This is a genomic window from Rhodococcoides navarretei, from assembly GCF_038069675.1.
In the GTDB taxonomy this organism is placed as follows: Bacteria; Actinomycetota; Actinomycetes; order Mycobacteriales; family Mycobacteriaceae; genus Rhodococcoides; species Rhodococcoides navarretei.
This window is the reverse complement of record NZ_JBBPCN010000001.1, coordinates 2,545,891-2,560,507: the sequence shown is the minus strand read 5'-3', so window position 1 is coordinate 2,560,507 and position 14,617 is coordinate 2,545,891. Positions and strand designations below refer to the sequence as shown.

Genomic DNA, 14,617 nt, shown 5'->3' with positions numbered 1-14,617 from the left:
ATATCCACGGCTCCGGCCGAGAGGAAACCGGCGAGAATCCGGTACGGTCGCGCCACTGTGATGGCCCTCGGTCCTTCGGGACGGGGCAGAAGTCAGACCCTCTCACCGACGAACCGAAGAGAAGTTATACCGATCATCAGGGGCGCGAAACCCCCGAGGAGGGCGTTACCCGTGTTCTTGTTGCTGTCCACGTCGGACACCGATCTGCTCAGCGCCCGTGCCAGCGGAGCAGACTTCGCCTGGGGCAATCCATCGCGCCTGCTCGCCGAGGACATTCCGGCGATGGCCGAATCGGCCGAATTGATCATCGTGCGCATCCTCGGATCGCGGCGCTCGTGGGAGTCGGGGATCGACGCCGTCCTCGCCACCGGACTCCCGGTCGTCGTACTGGGCGGCGAACAGGCACCCGACGCGGACCTGATGGAGATCTCGACCGTGCCCGCCAACGTTGCCGCGCAGGCGCACAACTATTTGGCCGAGGGCGGATCCGACAACCTCCGTCAGCTGTACAACTTTCTCTCCGACACCGTGTTGCTGACCGGGAACGGTTTCGACGCGCCGCGGCACCTACCGACGTGGGGCCACCTCGAGCGCCACTCCACTCCGCACTCCGCCGGTCCGACGGTGGCGATCCTGTATTACCGCGCCCAGCACCTGGCCGGAAACACGACGTACATCGATGCCCTCGCCGCCGCGGTGGAGAACGCCGGGGCCACCGCGCTTCCGATCTACTGCGCCTCGCTGCGTACCGCGGAGCCCGACCTCCTCGACACCCTGAAATCGGCGGACGCCCTGATCGTGACCGTTCTCGCGGCGGGAGGAACCAAACCGGCCGGGGCGTCGGCGGGCGGCGACGACGAGGCATGGAACGTTGCCGAGCTGGCTGCGCTCGACGTACCGATCCTGCAGGGTCTGTGTCTGACGAGTTCGCGCGCGACGTGGGCCGAGAACGACGACGGACTGTCCCCACTGGACGTGGCCACGCAGGTTGCCGTGCCGGAGTTCGACGGCCGCCTCATCACGGTCCCGTTCTCGTTCAAGGAGATCGACGACGACGGCTTGACCACGTACGTCCCCGATCACGAACGAGCCGCCCGGGTCGCAGGCATCGCCGTCCGGCACGCGCGGCTGCGGCACATTCCGGCAGCCGATCGCCGCATCGCCCTGATGTTCTCGGCGTACCCCACCAAGCACGCGCGAATCGGCAACGCTGTCGGCCTCGACACCCCGGCCAGCGCGATCGCTCTGATGTCGGACATGCGCACCGCCGGCTACGACCTCGGACCGCTCGAGGGCCCGGATTCGGTGCCCGGTCTGGCTGCGCGCGACGGCGACGCGCTCATCCACGCGCTGATCGCCCGCGGCGGCCAGGATCCGAACTGGCTCACCGACGCCCAGCTAGAGGGCAACCCCATTCGCATCTCGGCGGCGCAGTACGGCCGGTGGTTCGAGCAGCTTCCCGCGGATCTGCGCGACGGCGTGATCGAGCATTGGGGCCCGGCACCCGGAGATCTCTATGTCGATCGATCTGCCGATCCGGCCGGTGAAATCGTCATCGCTGCCATGCAATTCGGCAATGTGGTGATCATGGTCCAACCGCCGCGCGGATTCGGCGAAAAGCCGGTTGCGATCTATCACGACCCGGATCTGCCACCGAGCCATCACTATCTGGCGGCGTATCGGTGGATCTCGGCCACGCAGGCCGACGGCGGGTTCGGTGCAGACGCGATGGTGCACCTGGGCAAGCACGGCAATCTCGAATGGCTGCCCGGCAAGACGCTCGGGATGTCCGCTTCCTGCGGAACCGATGCGGCCTTGGGCGATCTGCCGCTCATCTATCCCTTCCTCGTCAACGATCCGGGCGAAGGCACGCAGGCCAAGCGGCGGGCGCACGCCACACTCGTCGATCACCTGATTCCGCCGATGGCGCGCGCCGAGAGCTACGGCGACATCTCGCGGCTCGAGCAATTGCTCGACGAGCACGCGAACATCTCGACACTCGATCCGGCCAAGCTGCCCGCGATCCGGCAGCAGATCTGGACCCTGATGACGGCGGCGCAGATGCACAAGGACCTCGGACTGGAGGAGCGCCCCGACGAGGAAGTGTTCGACGACATGTTGCTCAACGTCGACGGGTGGCTGTGCGAGATCAAGGACGTGCAGATCCGCGACGGACTGCACATTCTGGGGCAGGAACCGGTCGGAGACGCCGAGGTCGAACTGGTTCTCGCAATGCTGCGGGCCCGGCAGATGTGGGGCGGGGAGCAGACGGTTCCCGGGCTGCGAGAAGCACTGGGGCTCAGCGAGGACGGCGACGAGGATCGCACCCGCGTCGACAGCATCGAGGCCGTCGCCCACGGATTGGTCGCTGCGATGCAGGCAACGCAGTGGGATCCCGCCGCGGCTGCGCGGGTGGCGGGCGAGCACGGCGCAGTGGTTGCGCAGATTCTCGAGTTCGCCGCAGCCGAGGTCGTCCCGCGTCTGCGCGGGACTTCGCGCGAGATCGCTCAGGTACTGCACGCGCTCGACGGAGGTTTCATCGAAGCAGGGCCGAGTGGTTCACCGTTGCGCGGACTCATCAACGTGTTGCCCACGGGTCGCAACTTCTATTCCGTCGATCCGAAGGCCGTGCCGTCGAAGTTGGCGTGGGAGACCGGGCAGGCGATGGCGGAGTCCTTGCTCGCTCGCTACCGCCAGGATCACGGCGAATGGCCGAAATCCGTCGGGCTGTCGGTGTGGGGCACGTCGGCTATGCGGACCTCCGGCGACGACATAGCAGAGGTGTTCGCCCTGCTGGGAGTCTCGCCGGTGTGGGACGAGGCGTCGCGCCGGGTGACGCGGCTCCAGGTGATCGACCTCGCGGAGCTCGATCGCCCCCGTATCGACGTGACGGTCCGCATCAGTGGATTCTTCCGCGACGCGTTCCCCCACGTGCTCGCGTTGCTCGACGATGCGGTCCGTATGGTCGCCGCATTGGACGAGCCGGCCGATCGGAACTACGTGCGAGCGCATGCGCAGGCCGATCTCTCCGAGCACGGTGACGAACGGCGTTCCACCACACGCATTTTCGGCTCGAAGCCGGGCACGTACGGCGCCGGGTTGCTCCAGCTGATCGACAGCAAGACCTGGCGCAGTGACGACGACCTGGCGCAGGTCTACACCACCTGGGGCGGCTTCGCGTACGGCCGCGGTCTCGACGGCGTTCCGGCCTCGGACGACATGCGCACCGCCTACAAGCGCATTGCCGTCGCCGCAAAGAACACCGATACGCGTGAGCACGACATCGCCGACTCCGACGACTACTTCCAGTACCACGGCGGCATGGTCGCAACCGTGCGTGCGTTGACCGGAAAGTCGCCCGAGGCGTACATCGGTGACAGCACGCGGCCGGAATCGGTTCGCACGCGCACGCTCTCGGAAGAGACGGCGAGGGTCTTCCGCGCGCGGGTGGTGAACCCGCGGTGGCTCGAAGCGATGCGCAGGCACGGTTACAAGGGCGCGTTCGAGATGGCGGCGACCGTGGACTACCTGTTCGGCTACGACGCGACGACCGACGTGGTGCAGGACTGGATGTACGAAAAGCTGGCCGAGACGTACGTGCTCGACGAGCAGAACAAGAAGTTCATGCAGCAGTCCAATCCGTGGGCGCTGCACGGTATCGCGGAGCGGCTACTCGAAGCGGCGGAGCGAAAGATGTGGGCCGAGCCGGACAAGCAGGTTCTCGACGGCTTGCGTCAGGTGTATCTGGAAACCGAGGGCGAGCTCGAAGGGGAGTAGCGACGTACTCTGAGCGGTATGGCTGCCACCTTCGAAGACATTGCCAAGGGCAAGTACGTACTGCTGACGACGTTCAAGAAGGACGGCACCGGGGTGCCGACCCCGCTGTGGGGTGCACTCGACGGGAATCGGCTGCTGGTGTGGACGGTGGCCGATTCATGGAAGGTCAAACGAATTCGGCGCAATTCCGCAGTCACCCTGGCGCCGTGCGACATGCGCGGTAACCCCAAGGGAGACGCGGTCGAGGCGCGGGCCGAGATACTCGACGCGGCCGAGACGGAGAAGGCCCGTGCAGCGATCGCGTCGAAGTACGGCATTCTCGGCTGGCTCACCGTCAAGGGCAGTGTGCTGCGCCGGGGAAAGAGCGGCTCCGTCGGGCTGGCGATCACCGCCGCCTGAGGCGAAGTCGGCACCATCACTCGTATGCGCAGTTCCGAATGCTTCATGAGGTAGCTTCCCCTGCTGCCGGAATGGAGCATCACGTGCCTATTGCAGTGACCGATTACAACCATGTTCGCCTCACCGTCAGCGACATCGACCGGTCCCGGTCGTTCTACGATTCGGTGTTCGGCTTCGACGTCGCGTACGCCTGGGATCCCGACGCGGACGACGAGACCAAGGAGGCCCTCTGGTTCCTCTTCGGCGGCGTCATCTACAAGTTCGGCGGCGGACTGCTGGGTCTGCGGCCGGTCGCACCTAGCGACGACACGTTCGCCGAGGACCGCTGCGGGCTCGATCACCTGAGCTTCACGGTGGACACCCGCGCCGCGCTCGAGGACGCAGTGAAGACACTCGACGAGTTGGGCATCGCGCACGAGGGCATCAAGGACGCAGGACCCGGACTGTCCATCCTGGAGTTCCGCGACCCCGACAACATCGCACTCGAGCTCTCCGGCCCCGACAAGTAGAGAGCGCTACTGAGCAGCGCTGACCGACGACATGTGAAAGTCCGGGATGCGTAGCGGCGGCATTGCTGTGCGGGTGAACCAGTCCTTCCACTCGCGCGGCAGTGTCGCCTCGGTCTTTCCCGCCTCGGTAATGCGTCGCAGCAGGTCCAGGGGGCTTTCGTTGAACCGGAAGTTGTTGACTGCGCCGATGATTCGACCGTCCTCGATGGCGTAGACACCGTCCCTGGTCAGTCCGGTGAGCAGCAGCGAGGTCGGATCGACCTCACGGATGTACCAGAGTGTGGTCAGCAGCAGACCGCGCTCGGTTGCGGCGACCATGTCGTCCAGCCCGGTGTCGGTGCCGCCGGCCATGACGAGGTTGTCTCCGGGGACCGCAACGGGTGCACCGAATCTCTGCGCTGCTGCTCGCGGGTAGGACAGGGCCGCCACCGAACCGTCGCGCACCCAGTCGACGCGCTCGATGTCCATGCCGTTGTCGAACACCGATACCGAATCACTCGACGACCCGGCCACCACGAACGGCACGTACTCGAGTCCGGATTCGCGAGGATCGGAGTACAGCGTCAGCGGCAGTTCGGTGAGCTTCTCGCCGACGCGTGTTCCCCCTGCCCGCGAGAGTGCGGTGCGTCCCTCTTGCGCCCCGCGGCCTTCCATTGTCCACATCAGGTAGATCATCAGGTCGGCCACCGCCGACGGTGGCAGCAGTGTCTCGTAGCGACCGGCGGGCAGTTCGATGGTGTTTCGGGCCCAGCCGAGTCGAGTGGACAGCTCGGCCAACATGGTTCCGGCAGAGACGTCCTGGAAATCGGTGGTTCCGGTGCCCATCCACGCGCTCGCCCCGGATCGCTTGCCGTTGATCTCGACCGAACCTGTGGGTCGAGTGAACGTACGACGAACACCGGTCGAGGTTCCGAGCCAGACGTTGTCGACGGTGTGCTGCGCGAACCCGTACAGCGCGTCCTCGCCATCGAAGCCGACGTTCAATTCCGTTGCGAGCGAGCCGAACACGTCGATCGACGTGTGCGTCGCACTGCGGTCCCAGTCCTCCGAGCCGGAGGCAGCAACGACCGATTCCGGGGTCAGCAGCGGCATCGCGTCCTCGGCAGGCTCTGCCGACCGCGCTGCCGCTTCGCTCGCCCGAACCACGGCCGCGATGTCGTCCGGATCGACACTCGTCGACGACACAGTGCCCACTCGAACGGTCGAGTCTCGCACGATGGAGACCACCTCCCAGCGCCGGGAGGTCGCGATTCCGTTGGTGGTCATCGAGTTTCCGGCCCACCGCAACGTTGCGTCGCTGGAGTCGGTAACGATCACGATGGTGTCGTCGACACTCGCGCAGGCGAGTGCACGTTCGATCACGAGCTGCGCGGCGATCATCGACCTGCCTCCGATCGGGTGTTCAGGACGTTGACTCCACGAAAGAGCGCGACCGGACAGCCGTGGCTGACCGCGGCCACCTGCCCGGGTTGCGCCTTACCGCAGTTGAATGCGCCGCCGAGTCGCCACGTGGACGGTCCGCCGAGCAGTTCCATCGAGCCCCAGAATTCGGTGGTCGTCGCCTGGTACGCCACGTCGCGCACCTGGCCGTCGAGCACGCCGTTGCGGATGCGGTAGAAGCGTTGCCCGGTGAACTGGAAGTTGTAGCGCTGCATGTCGATGGACCAGCTTTTGTCTCCGACGACGTAGATGCCGTCCTCCACCTCACCGATGACGTCGGCGGTGGATCGATCGGTGTCGGGGTCGGCCTGCAGCGACACGTTCGCCATCCGCTGGATCGGAACGTGATGCGGAGAATCTGCGTACGAACACCCGTTGGACCGATCGAGCCCGAGTTTCGGTGCGAACACTCGATCGAGTTGGTAACCGACGAGTGTCCCGTCGCGCACCAGGTCCCATCTCTGCGACGCCACTCCGTCGTCGTCCCAGCCGATACTGGCCAGGCCGTTGATCTCGGTCCGATCGGCGGTGACGTGCATGATGGGCGATCCGTAGCGCAATGTTCCCAACTGATCAGGGGTTGCGAACGAGGTGCCGGCGTAGGCGGCCTCGTACCCGATGGCCCGATCGTATTCCGTTGCGTGCCCGATCGACTCGTGAATAGTGAGCCACAGGTTGGTCGGATCGATGACCAGATCGGTGGGTCCCGCCACGATGGCCGGTGCCTTCACCTTCTCGGCCAACCATTCGGGAATTCGGGCCAGCTCGTCGGCCCAGTCCCACGTGCTGTGCTCACCCAGATACTCCCAGCCCCGTCCGACGGGTGGCGCGAGCGTGCGCATGGTCTCGAATGCACCGGCCGATCGATCCACCGTGGTGGCCTCGATCTGCGGATGGAGTCGCACTCGCTGCTGCACGATGCTGCTGCCGGCCAGATCTGCGTAGAACGACTGTTCCTTGACCTGCAGCACCGAGGCGGTGACGTGGTCGACGCCGTCCGACGCGGCCAGCCGAGACGAATACTCCGCCAGCAGCGCCACCTTCTCGGTGGTGGGTACCTCGAACGGGTCGATCTCGTACTCGGACACCCACGTTGCATCCGAGTACACCGGCTCGGCGGCGAGTTCTACGTGCTCGCGGTTGAGCGATCTGAGGGCCGTCGCCACCTCGATTGCACTCCGGGCCGTGGCTGCGGCGGCCTCGGTGCCGAGTTCTGCGTGCGAGGCGAAACCCCAGGTGCCGTCGACCACCACCCGCACGGCGAGGCCGATCTCACCGGCATCGATGACGGATTGAACGGAGCCGTCGCGCAGCGAGATCGACTGAGTCGTCGAACGCTGCACCCGAACGTCGGCATGTGTCGCGCCTGCCGACCGTGCCGTGCTCAGCGCGGCATCCGCGAGGGCACGTAAGGGCAGAGCCAGGAAGTCTGCGTCGACCGACCGATTCGATTGTCTCGTCACGACTGCTGACGCTAGCCGAATTGCTGCCACCCGAGCCGAACGACCATCCCCACGACCACGACGAGCAGGACGATTCTCACGAATCCGGCACCGCGGGCGACCGCAGTCCGCGACCCGAGGACGGCACCGAAGACGTTGCACACCGCCATGGCCGCGCCCAGTTGCCAGTAGACGCTGCCGGTGACCGCGAAGAAGGCGAGAGCACCGACGTTGGATCCGACGTTGATCACCTTGGCCATCGCGGCACTGCGCACGAACTCGGTGCCGAGCATCGTGGCGAAGACGATGATGAGGAACGTTCCGGTGCCGGGCCCGAGGATGCCGTCGTAGAAGCCGATTCCGGCGGCGGCCAGACCGATGACGATCAGCACTTTTCGATGGGTCGGCGGCGACGGTGCCGCGGTTCGACCGATGGTCGGGCGGCACGTCACCAGTATTGCCACGCCGACGAGAACGACCATGATGATAGGGATGAACAGCTCGCGGTCGATCAACGACACCGCGGCAGCGCCGAGCGCGGAGGTCACGGCCGCGAGCACACCGGCCGGCACCAGCACCGTCCAATTCAGCGTCACCTTCCGCGCAAAAGTGACGACGGCGGCGACGGTACCGAACACCGCGGTTGCCTTGTTGGTCGCCAGCGCTGCCTGCTGAGTCAGTTGCGGTGCGACGAGGAGGATTGCCGGCAACAGGATCAGGCCGCCTCCGCCCACCACTGCATCGACCCAACCGGCTGCGGTGGCAGCGACCAACAGCAGTCCCCAGTCGGCAGCAGTCATACGGCAAACTCAATCACATGCGTCGATTCAGTCTGTGGCTACGTGGGCAGCCCTTCGTGGCCGATGCTCTCCTGGCAGTCGGGCTGTTTCTCGTCGACATACTGGTGTTCGTCAGCTCGTCCGACGGTCTGAACGGACCGTTGTTTCTGGTGTTCTCGGTGGTGCTGACAGTTCCCGTCGCGTGGCGTCGGCGTCTGCCCCGCTCGATCGCGGCCGTGACTCTCGTCACGACCACTGCCTCCGACATCGCAGGCAGTATGGCGGGCGACGCGTACAACGGTCACCCGGCCGCGCTGGCTCTGCCGATCATGCTCTACACGCTGGTCGCGTACGTCGGTCGAGCACAGGGTGGCGTCTATGCCGTCGCCCTGGCTGTGTACACCGCCGCGAACCTTTTTCTGTTCGACCAACCGTTGTTCACGACACTGCTGTTCAACGCGCTGATGTACGCACTGTCGTGGGTTGCAGCAGAATTTCTCGGGGCCCGCCGGGCATACGACGAAGCGACCCAGGCTCGACTCGTCGTGGCCGAGTACGACAGAGACCGCCGCGCCGAAGAGGCGGTGATCATGGAGCGCACGCGCATCGCGCGAGAACTGCACGACGTCATCGCTCACGGCGTGAGCGTCATGGTCGTCCAGGCCGACGGCGCCTCGTACGCGATCAGGCGAAACCCCGAACGCGCGGAGCAGGCGGTTGCCAACATCTCGGCGACCGGTCGACTCGCTCTGTCCGAGTTGCGCAGGACCGTCGCGTTGCTGCGGACGTCACCCGACTCGGACGACATGCCCCAGTACGGCACCGCGGGCCTCGCTCGGGTCGTCGAGATGATGGGGCGAGCCGGATTGAACGTCGAGATCGAACAGACCGGGAACCTCGACGACATCAGTCCGGCGATCAGCCTGGGCGTGCACCGTCTGGTTCAGGAATCGTTGACCAACGTTCTGCGCCACGCCGGCCACGCCCCGCGCGCCATCGTGAAGGTCGTTCGCGAGGACGAGGCGGTCACCGTCGAGATATCCGACAACGGAACCGGTAGCGAACCGTCGTCGACGGCGGGCGGCGGACACGGATTGCTCGGTATGCGTGAGCGAGTCGCCGTGTTGAACGGCACCCTGTCCGCAGGCCGCACCCCACACGGCAATTGGCTCGTGCGGGCGACGTTGCCGATCGACTGAGTACTAGGTTGAGTCCGTGCCCATCACCGTTGTCGTCGTCGACGACCAGGAACTCATGCGTATGGGTTTGAACATGGTGCTCGAGGCACAGGACGACATCGAGGTGGTGGGGGAGGCATCCGACGGCGCAGCTGCTGTCGAGGCCGTGACCAGGCTGGCCCCGACGGTGGTGTTGATGGACATTCGTATGCCCGGCATCGATGGGGTCGCCGCCACCCGCACCATCACCGAATCCGGCTCCGAAGCACGCGTGCTGGTGATGACGACGTTCGACCTCGACGACAACGTCCTCGGTGCGCTTCGGGCGGGTGCCAGCGGATTCCTGCTCAAGGACACGCCCCCGGAGGATTTGATCTCCGCGATCCGCAGCGTGGCCGCAGGCGATGCCGTCGTCTCGCCCAAGGTCACCAAGCGTTTGCTCTCGCGGTTCGTCGCCCAGTCCGAATCGATCGCCGATGCGTCGGTACTCGATGCCCTCACCGGGCGTGAACGCGAGGTGCTGGTGCACTTGGCAACCGGGCTGTCCAATGCCGAGATCGCCGCAGTCCTGCATCTGTCCGAGGCGACGATCAAGACCCATATCGGCCGAATCCTGACGAAGCTGGGTGTCCGCGACAGAGTCCAGGCCGTGGTTCTGGCATACGAGACGGGTCTCGTGCGACCGGGTTCCTAAAGAATTTCCGGCAAACCGGACGCCTCGGGAGCGTTTCGGACTTCCCGCGCGTTGTACCGGTGAAGCGAAGAAAGGACCGTCATGCTCGCTCTGTTCGTACTCTATGTCGTGGTCGAGGTCGCAGCGCTGGTCGCCGTGGGAAGCGCGATCGGTGTGCTCTGGACCGTCGTGCTGTTGATCGGCGGGTCCCTGATCGGGTCACTGCTGGTGCGGTCGCAGGGCAGACGGGTGCTGGACGGGTTGCAGCGGGCATCGCGAGGCGAGCGGTCGGCCGGCGGCGCTGTTGCCGACGGCGCTCTGTTCGCCGCAGGGTCGGTCGCGATGTTCGTTCCGGGTCTGGTGACCACGGTTGTCGGATTGCTGTTGCTGATTCCGCCGACCAGGTGGCTACTACGCCCAGCGGTGATGTGGGCCGCCGCACGTTGGTTGCCGCAGGTTGCGACCGCGACGCGGCGCATGCGACCCACCGTCATCGACGGTGAGATCCTCGACGATCGCGTCGACGACAGCACTCGAGCACCGAATGCCTCCGGTTCTGCGCCGATCCTCGAAGGACAGGTGATCGAGGCCGACGGGTTCGAATCCGCTGCTGGGGATTTCCGGAAGCCACACCGGTAGGGGCAGACTGGTCGTTCGTGACCACCGAATTGTTCTGCGGCGGACGGATCTACAGTCCGACGGCTTCCGACGCCACCGCCATGGCCGTGACCGATGGAATCGTCAGTTGGATCGGTGAGGATCGAACCGGTCGAGCGCTCCACCCAGGAGTCCGCATCACCGACCTGGCCGGGTCCTTCGTGGCACCGGCGTTCGTCGATACTCACGTGCACGTCACCGATCTGGGTCTTGCTCTGATCGGTCTCGATCTGTCCGGCTGCACGTCGCTCGAACACTGCGTGCGGGCGCTCGCCGAGCATGCTTCGTCGTCCTCGGACGCCCTGGTCTGGGGACACGGTTGGGACGAATCCGGGTGGCCCGAACAACGCGCACCGTCGACTGCCGACCTCGATGCGGCAGCGCCCGGGCGCCCGGTGTACCTCACTCGCATCGATTCGCATTCGGCCGCCGTCTCGACGCCCTTGCGCATCGCCGCGTCCGGTATCGAATCCACCGCAGGTTTTTCGGAGCAGTCTCCCCTTACCGCCGCCGCACATCACCTCGCACGTCTGACGGCACGGTCGATGATGACAGCCGACACTCGGGATCGGGCTCGAACTGCTGCGCTCGACGTTGCTGCGGCGCAGGGAATCGTCGCAGTCCACGAATGCGCTGGTCCGATCGTGTCGGGTCTCGACGACTTCCGTGAACTGATGGCCACCGAACACGGAGTGGAGGTTCGCGGCTACTGGGGCGAACTGGTCGAGACGGCGGAGCAGGCACGGCAACTGCTGGACGACACCGGTGCCCACGGGCTGGCCGGAGACATCTTCGTCGACGGCTCGCTCGGATCACGGACCGCATGGTTGTCGTCGCCGTACGCGGACGGCACCGGATCGGGCGAACCGTACGAGGACGTCGATGCGATCGCAGCACACATCTCGGCCTGCACCACGGCCGGAGTGCAGGCGGGTTTTCACGTCATCGGTGACGCGGCTGTCTCGGCCGCTGTCGCCGCCTTCGAGCAGGTGGTGGCTCGGCTGGGAACTCCTGCCGTAGCCGCCTGCGGCCATCGGCTCGAACATCTGGCCATGGTGGCACCCGAACAGGCCGACCGGTTGGCCTCGTGGGGTGTCATAGCCAGCATGCAACCAATGTTCGACGCATTGTGGGGCGGTTCGGACGGACTGTATGCAGCGAGGCTCGGCACCGAGCGTGCTTCGGCGCTCCATCCGTTCGCCCGCCTGGCATCGGCGGGGGTGTCGCTCGCACTGGGATCGGATGCGCCGGTCACCCGTCTCGATCCGTGGGCGACGGTCAGAGCCGCGGTCAACCATCACACGCCTGGCAGTGCCATCTCGCCTCGGGCTGCCTTCTCGGCCGCGACCCGCGGAGCGTGGCGCGCGGGCGGAGTCCGAGACGGGTTGGCCGGCACGTTGGTGCCGGGAGCGCCCGCGTCCTTCGCGGTGTGGGAGGTCGACGAACTCGTTGTACGAGCTCCCAAGGACAGCGTGCAACGCTGGTCGACGGATCCGCGAGCGGGTGTGTCGCCGTTGCCGAGTCTCGACGTGACGTCCGCGAGCCCCCAGTGCTCGATGACGGTGCATCGTGGACAGGTCATCCATGAGAAGTGAGTCGGTTCCGACCGCTGTGACGGAGCTCTCGTCGGGGGAAAGGTTACGCCGGGCTGCGGTGTCCACCGCGCTGTCCGTCGCCGGCGGTGGCCTGATCTTCGCCAGCTTTCCTCCGCGAACCCTGTGGTTCCTGGCACCACTGGGCATCGCGATGCTGGCCGCAGTCCTGACCGGCTTCGGTGGGCGACGATCGGTGTCGCTCAAAGCCGGGTTCGGGTACGGCTTCGCCGCCGGTCTCGGGTTCTTCGTTCCGCTGCTGCCGTGGATCGGTGTCTACGTCGGTCCGATGCCGTGGCTGGCGCTCGCTGCCGCCGAGTCCGTCTTCGTCGGCTTGTTCGGCACTCTCGGTGTGCTGGCAGCACGAACTGCCTGGTGGCCGTTGTCGATGGCATTGGCCTGGAGTCTGACCGAATGGCTGCGATCCAGTGTTCCCTTCGGTGGCTTTCCGTGGGGCAGATTGGCTTTCGGTCAGCCCGAGGGCTGGTTGTTGCCCCTGGCGAGCATCGGTGGTGCACCGTTGCTCGGTTTCGGTGTGGCACTGACCGGAACCGGCATGGCTGCACTACTGCTGCTGGGCTCCCGACGGGATGGAATGCGTTCCGTCGTCGGACCGGTCGCTGCAACGACAGTCGCATCGATCGTGGCGCTGGCCGTGTTGCCGACTCTGCACAGCAACGACGCTCCGGAGGGTGACGAACGGACGGTGACGATCGCAGCCGTACAGGGCAGCGTTCCGCGGCTCGGTCTCGATTTCAATGCCCAGCGTCGCGCTGTACTGGACAATCACGTCAGCGAGACGATGGCGCTGGCCGCCGACGTCGATGCAGGTCGGCAGCCCGCGCCGGATCTCGTGGTGTGGCCCGAGAACGCGTCCGATATCGATCCGTTGAGAAACGCCGACGCTGCGACTCTCATCACACAGGCGTCCGTGGCTGTCGGAGCCCCGATCCTCGTCGGTACGGTTCTGGTCAATGCCGATGGCACGAACACGAATTCGGTTATTGCGTGGAACGGTACGGATGGACCGGGTGAGCGGCACGACAAGAAGATAATTCAACCGTTCGGCGAATACTTGCCATTCCGAAGCTTTTTTCGTTTGTTTTCGGAATATGCCGACCGAGCGGGTTATTTCGTCCCGGGGTCGGGAAACGGAGTGGTGCACGCCGCAGGAATAGCCGCGGGAATAGCGACGTGCTACGAGGTCGCATTCGATCGTGCGCTCGAGGAATCGGTCCGCTCGGGTGCCGAGTTCATTGCCATCCCCACCAACAACGCCACCTTCGGCGACACCGAAATGACCTACCAACAACTTGCGATGTCCAGAGTGCGCGCCGTCGAGCACGGGAGAACGGTCGTGGTGGCCGCCACCAGTGGCGTCAGCGCGATCGTGGCACCGGACGGCGGTGTCCTGCAGCAGACGCCGCTCTTCACCGCTGATGTACTGGTCTCCAGTGTGGTCCTACGCCAATCGCTCACCGTCGCCACCAGGCTCGGGAGCGGATCGGAACTGGTGTTGTGTCTGGCCGCAGTCGTAGCGCTCGGCGCGACGGTTCTGGCCGGACGGCGCTCTTCTGCCGAAAACCGTCGGTGAGTCTGCAAATTCCGGCTTTTACGCATCCCGGAGTCCGATGCAGATCCCGCGGTGTTGTGGCGAACGCCGCTCGACGTCATTCGATCGACCGAATAGGGCACGTTCGAGTGGCACTGGTGGTGACTTCTGTAACAGGCTGGAGATGGCGGTCGATGATTTTTATGACTACCGCACAAAGGAATCTCACCGATGTTGTATCTTTGAAGGCCGCTGGAGGTGTTCGATGCCGAATTCGGGTGTGACTTCAGCGGATGGCCGACGGTATCGGCGTCGATGCAGTTGCGCACTGTCGACGTGAGCATTTCGAGCGTGCCGTACGCCTGGCGGGAGGGGGAGTTAGTGTTGCACACGACGATGCAATCGACTGTCGGTAGCCGCCGGTTCTGCGATCCCACAGTTTGTTCTCTGCGGTGAAACCCGGCTGACTCCCCGTTTCAATCCGCTCGGCCGAGCGCGACGAATCGATACAGAACTCTTTCACCACCGAACGTGTGTCGAACCGACACCGATGCAGACCAGAACGGAAGCCAGAATTGCCCAATCGCGCGCAGAGGCCGACGCGGCTCGACAGTCCGAG

The 14,617-nt window shown here is 65.4% G+C and carries 11 protein-coding genes; 8 read left to right on the top strand and 3 right to left on the bottom strand.

Going from position 1 to position 14,617, the window contains the following annotated elements; translation table 11 throughout:
* Nucleotides 1-171 precede the first annotated feature (171 nt).
* The 3 genes from cobN to AABD04_RS12015 all read left to right on the top strand — a co-directional run bounded on the left by cobN (nucleotide 172) and on the right by AABD04_RS12015 (nucleotide 4,685).
* Nucleotides 172-3,777 carry a cobaltochelatase subunit CobN gene (cobN, locus tag AABD04_RS12025; RefSeq protein WP_341441321.1) on the top strand — a complete coding sequence of 1,202 codons (3,606 nt, stop codon included), beginning with the start codon at nucleotides 172-174 and terminating at the stop codon, nucleotides 3,775-3,777.
* 18 nt (nucleotides 3,778-3,795) lie between these two features.
* On the top strand, nucleotides 3,796-4,176 hold the full coding sequence (locus AABD04_RS12020; RefSeq protein WP_243593026.1) for a PPOX class F420-dependent oxidoreductase: 381 nt from the start codon (nucleotides 3,796-3,798) through the stop codon (nucleotides 4,174-4,176).
* An 83-nt stretch (nucleotides 4,177-4,259) separates the two neighbouring features.
* A complete protein-coding gene (locus AABD04_RS12015; RefSeq protein ID WP_341441320.1) occupies nucleotides 4,260-4,685 on the top strand; it encodes a VOC family protein in 426 nt (141 codons plus the stop codon).
* A gap of 6 nt (nucleotides 4,686-4,691) precedes the next feature.
* Here the strand turns inward: AABD04_RS12015 and AABD04_RS12010 are convergent, their stop codons facing one another.
* The 3 genes from AABD04_RS12010 to AABD04_RS12000 are packed head-to-tail and all read right to left on the bottom strand — an operon-like array spanning nucleotide 4,692 to nucleotide 8,367.
* On the bottom strand, nucleotides 4,692-6,065 hold the full coding sequence (locus AABD04_RS12010) for a metallopeptidase TldD-related protein (protein WP_341441319.1): 1,374 nt from the start codon (nucleotides 6,063-6,065) through the stop codon (nucleotides 4,692-4,694).
* On the bottom strand, nucleotides 6,062-7,588 hold the full coding sequence (locus tag AABD04_RS12005; protein WP_341441318.1) for a TldD/PmbA family protein: 1,527 nt from the start codon (nucleotides 7,586-7,588) through the stop codon (nucleotides 6,062-6,064). Before AABD04_RS12005 ends, AABD04_RS12010 begins: the two co-directional genes overlap by 4 nt.
* A gap of 11 nt (nucleotides 7,589-7,599) precedes the next feature.
* Nucleotides 7,600-8,367, bottom strand: a complete 768-nt coding sequence (locus tag AABD04_RS12000) for a TSUP family transporter (RefSeq protein WP_341441317.1) — start codon at nucleotides 8,365-8,367, stop codon at nucleotides 7,600-7,602.
* Nucleotides 8,368-8,384: 17 nt separating this feature from the next.
* Between AABD04_RS12000 and AABD04_RS11995 the strand changes: the two genes are divergently transcribed.
* The 5 genes from AABD04_RS11995 to lnt all read left to right on the top strand — a co-directional run bounded on the left by AABD04_RS11995 (nucleotide 8,385) and on the right by lnt (nucleotide 14,040).
* Entirely contained in the window at nucleotides 8,385-9,545 is a 1,161-nt protein-coding gene (locus AABD04_RS11995) for a sensor histidine kinase (RefSeq protein WP_341441316.1), read from the top strand.
* 16 nt (nucleotides 9,546-9,561) lie between these two features.
* Nucleotides 9,562-10,218: a response regulator gene (locus AABD04_RS11990; RefSeq protein WP_243609639.1), complete on the top strand. Its 657-nt coding sequence runs from the start codon at nucleotides 9,562-9,564 to the stop codon at nucleotides 10,216-10,218.
* 81 nt (nucleotides 10,219-10,299) lie between these two features.
* The gene (locus AABD04_RS11985) at nucleotides 10,300-10,836 is read left to right on the top strand and encodes an FxsA family protein (RefSeq protein WP_341441315.1); all 537 of its coding nucleotides are present in this window, start codon (nucleotides 10,300-10,302) and stop codon (nucleotides 10,834-10,836) included.
* A gap of 17 nt (nucleotides 10,837-10,853) precedes the next feature.
* Nucleotides 10,854-12,449: an amidohydrolase gene (locus tag AABD04_RS11980; protein WP_341441314.1), complete on the top strand. Its 1,596-nt coding sequence runs from the start codon at nucleotides 10,854-10,856 to the stop codon at nucleotides 12,447-12,449.
* On the top strand, nucleotides 12,439-14,040 hold the full coding sequence (lnt, locus tag AABD04_RS11975; protein WP_341441313.1) for an apolipoprotein N-acyltransferase: 1,602 nt from the start codon (nucleotides 12,439-12,441) through the stop codon (nucleotides 14,038-14,040). The genes AABD04_RS11980 and lnt overlap by 11 nt, the downstream gene beginning before the upstream one ends.
* The last annotated feature ends 577 nt before the right edge of the window (nucleotides 14,041-14,617 follow it).